The organism is Comamonas sp. NyZ500 (assembly GCF_016772095.1).
GTDB classification, from domain to species: domain Bacteria; phylum Pseudomonadota; class Gammaproteobacteria; order Burkholderiales; family Burkholderiaceae_C; genus Comamonas; species Comamonas thiooxydans.
Genome location: NZ_JAEIJE010000010.1, coordinates 165396 through 171457 on the forward strand (window position 1 = coordinate 165396; position 6062 = coordinate 171457).

Here is a 6062-nt window from a genome sequence, read left to right on the forward strand (position 1 = left end):
GTTTCACGAGCACTGCCGTTGATCTTTGGCTCACCGATGCTGCAGCAAAGCCTGCAGCAGCACTCCATCCTCTTGAGCCAGCGCATTCAGGATGCTGAAGTGATCCGCGCCTTCTATGGCTACTTCTGCATCACCCTCCATGCCACAACGATAGGCCGCAAAGGCTTGACTCTGCGCCTGCAATTGGGGAAGTTCTGCTGTTCCATAGGCTGTCACAAACGGCTTGCGTGTTGCAGGCAGGCATAAGGGACTCAGTTGCTCGATTTCAGCGCCAGACAGCCGGAGCGCCTGGTTCAGGTAGGTATGAGCAATCGGTGCCAGGTCGTAGATTCCGCTGATGCCCAGGCCTGCAACCACTCCCTCGCAATTCAGGCCCATTGCAGTGAGATGACCACCCGCGGACCAACCGCATAGCAAGATGCGTCCGTTGCCTCCCTGCTGCAATGCATGGCGGCGCACAGCCGCGATGCCTGATCTCACCTGCTCCACGATCTGAGTCAGCGTGGTCTCGGGAGCCAGCGTGTATCCAATCAGAGCAGCATGCAGTCCATGCGCGAGCGCGCCCTGAGCCACAAACCGAAAAGTGTTCTTGTGGCGCATCTGCCAGTAGCCGCCGTGAATGAACAGCAGCGTGCTGGCACCGGACTCGCCCTCAAAGAAGTCGTAGCGCAAACGCTCTGCCGTTCCAAACGGCACATCCAGTTGTCCAGCGGATCTCTGCACCAGCTCCACACTGCGGGCTTCGAAATCAGCGAGCTGCCGAGCACTGTCGGCGACGGCACGGGTATTGTCGTAGGCCGCATCACGCGCGACCTGCGGGAGGTTCAATAAACAGTCCAGCATCAAGCGGCCTTGGCATGATGAGCCACATGACTGCTGAGCATTTCCGTCAGCTCCTTGCGCACCAGGTTGAATTCTGGTGCCGTGATATGGCGCGGGCGCTCCAGTGGAATGCGATAGTCACGCTCCACACGACCTGGACCGGCCGTCATGACCACCACGCGGTCAGCCAGCAAAACAGCCTCCTCCACTGCATGGGTGACAAAAATCACGGTCAGCCTGGTCTTTTCCCAGATATCCAACAGCTCCTGCTGCAGCACTTCGCGAGTCAGCGCATCCAGTGCACCGAAAGGCTCGTCCATGAGCAGCACTTCACACTCATTGGCCAGCGCTCGCGCGATCGATACGCGCTGCTTCATGCCGCCTGACAGCTGGTTGGGGAAATGATCTGCAAACTTGGTCAGTCCCACCATGTGCAGATAGTGATCCGAGATTTCTTTGAGCTTGACCTCCGTTAGGCCCCGTTGCTTGGGGCCGAATGCAATGTTCTGACGCACCGTGAGCCATGGAAACAAACCATAGTCCTGGAAGACCATGCCTCGATCCGGGCCGGGCTCGGAAATAGGCGTGTGATACATCTTGGCCACGCCCGTGGAGACTTTCTCAAAGCCCCCCATGATGCGCAGCAGCGTGGATTTCCCACAGCCCGAAGCACCGATCAAGCAAATGAATTCGCCCTTCTGGATCTTCAGGTTCACTTCCTTCAGAGCGTGGATGGGGCGACCATTCAAACTGAAGACCTTGCTGACATTGGCAATGTCCAGAATGGGGGCAGGAGTACGGTGAGCAAGGATTTCAGACATTGTGTTGCGGGCTCCACTTGAGCAGACGATTGTTGAGGGCGACCAGCAGACGGTCGGTGACAAAGCCAGTGAAGCCGATGACGACCATGCCGGCAATCACCACATCAGTGCGCGAGAGCATGCGACCATCCATGATGGCCGCACCCAGTCCTTCGGGAACGCCCGTCATCTCACCGACCACGATCAAAAACCATGCAATGCCGTGACCCAGGCGCAGGCCATTGAAGATGGATGGCATGGCCGCTGGCAGCACCACCTGACGAAACATGGAAGCGCCCTGACAGCCCAGCATGGCTGCGGCCTCAAACAGACGAGGCTCCACCGACTTCACGCCAAAGGTGGTGTTGATGACAATAGGAAAAAATGCCCCGAGGAACACCAGGAAGATGGCCGCGTTGGGGCCGACACCGAAGAAGATCATTGACAGCGGAAGCCATGCCGTCACAGGCACAGGGCGCAACATTTGCAGCGTGGGGTCTACAAAACGGCGTACGGCGGCGTTCTTACCGATCACCAGGCCCAGGGGTATGCCCAGCAGAGCAGCCAGTCCAAAAGCTCCGTAAACACGAGACATGGACTTCAACCAGTGAATGCCCAGAGTTTCGCTGAAGGCATCGTCATAGATGCCGCCAAACGCGAAGTCCCACAGCATCAAGCCGACTTCCTTGGGTGAAGGAACCAGCATGGTTCCGGTCGCACGCACGGCCAAGTCCCAAGCGATCAGCAACAACAGCGGAAGCACGGCAGGCACCAGCCAGGTTGTCATCCAAACCTTGGCGGCATTGGGTTGCGGCGGCATAACGAGATCCGCGGACGTTGAAGCAGCGTGATTGATGGGCACTGCGGGCGCCACAGCCGCATGTGCTTGAGGGTCAAGAGTGGAGGATGACATGGCTAGGATTCCAAAAGCAGGCAATAACAGCTCAACAGCGTCAAGGCCTGACCGCGTCGTGCACAGCCAGGCCTCGCCGCGTTACTTCGGGTTGAAACCCGTCACGATGAAGCTGCTGTAATCAGGCAACTTACGAATCTGCTTGCGCTCCAGCATCAGCGAGCCGTAGTACTTGCTGCGGTTGATCCAGTCCTGATCGATCTTCCATGTCAGCTCTACATTGTCTGCAGCCAGATTGGCCACATCGGCGGGCAGACCCAGCTTGGCGCCCGCCATCTGTACCAGTTCAGGACGATGGGCCATGGCGTATTCGGAGGCCTTGCGGTGAATCTCTAGGAATACCTTGGTCAGTTCCGGATCGCTTTTGACAGTGTCGGCATGGGTGGTCATGACCATGTTGACCTTGCCCGTGGGCGTGCTGTAAGGAAACTCGAGAACCTTGCCCACACCGCGAATAGCGCTGATGGAAGGGCCAGGTTCTGCGCCCACATACCCATCGATATCTCCACGCTCCAACGCACCCGCCATTTCACTGAAGGACACGCGCACGGACTTCACATCCTTGAGCGTCATGCCTTCAGCCTTCAGACGATCCAGAAACACGGCTTCCTGCGTGGAGCCGGGAAGAATGCCCACTCGCTTGCCTTTGAGCGCCTTGAAGTTGCCAATACCGCTGTTCTTGCCCACCACAATCGCCATACCGCCATTGCAGGTCGGCGCAACTATGACTACCGGCTCGCCCGCCGCAGCCCCCAGGGTGGCTGCGGCCAGACCATAAGTACCGAAATCCACAGATTTGGTCACTACCGCATTCTTGCCATCGGTAGGTGTTTCAAACGGAATGACTTCGATCTTGTAGCCCGCCGGCGTGAACTTATCGTAGAAATAAGGCGTGATGCCATGAATAAGTTTGAGCGTCCCCACCTTGATGACCTTGTCAGCGGCCTGTGCTGGAGCCGTCACCGACAAGGCCATGGCAGTAGTAGTCAAAGAAGCGAGCAAAAGACGGCGAGACAGCATGGCAATTCCTTTGTAGAGGAGTCAAAGAGAGAACGCGTGCCACTTGAATACATGCCTGTACACAAGTGCTTTAAACACTCCAAGCAAGCACCGTGCCAATCGAGCTTCCTCTTTGAAAATTGCCGAATTCCCTCACCAAAACACCGTTTTCGTGCGTCCATCCCCGTGGACATGCGCTATTCCAGCCCACCATGCACCGAAATGGACTACGAAATTCTCGTACCACTCCAAAGTTGAAGACCTCAGAACTTAGGTCGGTGATATCAATCGCCAACACAGCACTAGGTGTTTAGTCCTGGCATTTGATGGAGCGGAGCGAGTTTGAAGCGTTTGGGTGAGATAGCCCCCTGAATCTCCGGACACAGTCCATCGCTTATCTTCGAGATAGGCATAGGACTGTGCATATGATTAGGCATACAGAGACGATTGAGGTCATCACCCGAGACCAGCGCAGGCGGCGCTGGTCGGCTGCCGAGAAGGCTGCCTTGGTTCGCAAGACGTATGAACCGGTCATGAGCGTCTCGCTCGTGGCCCGCCAGGAGGGCGTGTCGGCGAGCTTGCTATTCACTTGGCGGCGATTGGATCGCGAAGGCGCACTGGTGGCCGTGAGCGCCGGCGAAGCGGTTGTGCCGGCTTCGGAACTCGCCGCAGCTCGCGCCGAGATCGCCAAGCTGCAACGTGTGCTGGGCAAAAAGACCTTGGAGAACGAGATCCTCAAGGAAGCCGTGGAGCTTGCCGCAGCAAAAAAGTGGATTGCGCGCTCGCCCTTGTTGCCTGGGGACGACCAATGAAGTCGGCCTGCTCGGTGCTGGGCGTGGCGCGCTCGAATCTGCATGTGCGGCATCACCGCTCTGGCGACTGGCAAGACAGCCGCAGAGGCCGCACTTCGATCCAGGATGAGCTCTTGCTGGCCGAGCTGCGGCGCCACATTGCCGAGTTGCCCAGCTATGGCTATCGCAGCGCCGGTGCGCTGCTCAATTGAGAGCGACGTTCGCAAGGCCAACAGGCGCTGAACCACAAGCGCATCTACCGAGTCATGGCGCTGCATCGACAGCTGTTGCCCAAGGCGCCCAAGCGACGGCATTCGAGCCGCATTCACGATGGCCAGGTCAGTGTGCCGATGAGCAACATGCGTTGGTGCTCTGACGGCTTTGAGATTAAGTGCGATTCGGGCGCGTGCCAGCTCCGTTCCTACTGCGCTCGGACAATGGACTGGTCTTCACCAGCCGCAGCTTCACGGCCCTGAGCAGAATGGCTTGGTCGAGCGGGTGATTCGTACGCTCAAGGAGCAATGCGTGCATCGGCACCGGTTCGAATCGCTGCAGCATGCCAGCCGCCTGATTGGAGATTGGATCAACTTTTACAACCACCGGCGCCCGCACCAGGCGCTGAACATGAGAACACCCGCTGAGGCATTTGCATTAGCGGCCTGACCTGTGCAGGTTCTGCTGGGTCAATATAGGATCTTCTTGCGCTTGCGTTTCCTTCTATCTTTGGGATTGGACTCCAGAGTCAGACGCTACTCAAATCCGGGGGGACGTCGCTAGGCCTGCCCTGATTCAGTCCCGAGTTGTCACACTGATTTTCCTGTGCAGTAAACGCATAGACGAAGGAAGCTCGTATGACTGGAAATGTGCTTTACTTGGACTTCGATGGTGTGTTGCACCACGGCGATGTTTACTGGTCACCGAGGAAGGGCCCCTACATAGACCCCACTGTCAAACAGAATCTCTTTGCATATACCGGGCTTCTCGAAGAATTACTGTCGCCATACCCAAATCTTGCTATCGTTTTATCGACATCCTGGGTGTTGAAGTACGGTTGTTATGGTGCGGCGAAACGTCTCCCATTCAGTCTTCGCCAAAGAGTCATCGGAGCCACATTTCACTCCCAAATGCGTAGCGAAGATTTTGACAATGCATCAAGGGGAATGCAGGTGTGGTCAGATGTTTACCGGCGTCAACCTGCTGACTGGCTTGCGTTGGATGATGACTACCTCCAGTGGCCGGCCTGGTGCCGCGACAAACTCATTCGTACCCGCCCTCACTTAGGCCTAAGTTGCCCAGACACACAAAAACTTCTCAGATTGAAGCTCTTGGATATGTCTAAGACCACTTCAATTGACCAGTAAGCCGAACAGACATTTGATGGTCAGACAAAACTGGATGGCAGTATCTGAGAAAGTGCGATTGCGACCACGCTTGTCGCTTGGATGGGCGAACCACGGTATGCCCTGGTCCAGCCAGATGGTCAAGTCGCCTCGGGCCTTCAATGCTGCGTTGTACGCCTTCTAGTTTGTGGTGCGGTAACGCTTGCGCCCCCAGCTCGATTCACCCATCTGACAAGCCTACTGCACTACGAAGCTGGTGCTATGCAACAACGCCAGTAGCGTTTGTCTTTTAGACTTGTCCAGCGCTACCACGTCGTAGGTGTTGATTTCCACCCAGAAGTGACCCACTAGCCCCCTGTTTTTCCATCTCAATCTGACCCACGCATTAACCCTAGCC

The 6062-nt window shown here is 56.8% G+C and carries 5 protein-coding genes and 2 pseudogenes; 2 read left to right on the forward strand and 5 right to left on the reverse strand.

Annotated elements, in window-relative coordinates:
• Window positions 1–30: 30 nt before the first annotated feature.
• The 4 genes from JAO85_RS16305 to JAO85_RS16320 form a co-directional block, all read right to left on the reverse strand.
• Window positions 31–828: an alpha/beta hydrolase gene (locus JAO85_RS16305; RefSeq protein WP_237734876.1), complete on the reverse strand. Its 798-nt coding sequence runs from the start codon at window positions 826–828 to the stop codon at window positions 31–33.
• Window positions 829–842: 14 nt separating this feature from the next.
• Window positions 843–1643 carry an ABC transporter ATP-binding protein gene (locus tag JAO85_RS16310; protein ID WP_202788531.1) on the reverse strand — a complete coding sequence of 267 codons (801 nt, stop codon included), beginning with the start codon at window positions 1641–1643 and terminating at the stop codon, window positions 843–845.
• Window positions 1636–2535: an ABC transporter permease gene (locus JAO85_RS16315; protein WP_237734877.1), complete on the reverse strand. Its 900-nt coding sequence runs from the start codon at window positions 2533–2535 to the stop codon at window positions 1636–1638. Before JAO85_RS16315 ends, JAO85_RS16310 begins: the two co-directional genes overlap by 8 nt.
• 81 nt (window positions 2536–2616) lie before the next feature.
• Entirely contained in the window at window positions 2617–3555 is a 939-nt protein-coding gene (locus JAO85_RS16320; RefSeq protein ID WP_202788532.1) for an ABC transporter substrate-binding protein, read from the reverse strand.
• Window positions 3556–3959: 404 nt separating this feature from the next.
• Between JAO85_RS16320 and JAO85_RS16325 the strand changes: the two are divergent.
• Together JAO85_RS16325 and JAO85_RS16335 are read left to right on the forward strand one after the other, a co-directional pair.
• Window positions 3960–4988, forward strand: a pseudogene (locus JAO85_RS16325) (integrase core domain-containing protein).
• 188 nt (window positions 4989–5176) lie between these two features.
• A complete protein-coding gene (locus tag JAO85_RS16335) occupies window positions 5177–5686 on the forward strand; it encodes an HAD domain-containing protein (RefSeq protein WP_202788533.1) in 510 nt (169 codons plus the stop codon).
• Here the strand turns inward: JAO85_RS16335 and JAO85_RS16340 are convergent.
• Window positions 5684–5827, reverse strand: a pseudogene (locus JAO85_RS16340) (transposase); the annotation flags it as partial. The gene JAO85_RS16335 and the pseudogene JAO85_RS16340 overlap by 3 nt on opposite strands.
• Window positions 5828–6062 lie beyond the last annotated feature (235 nt).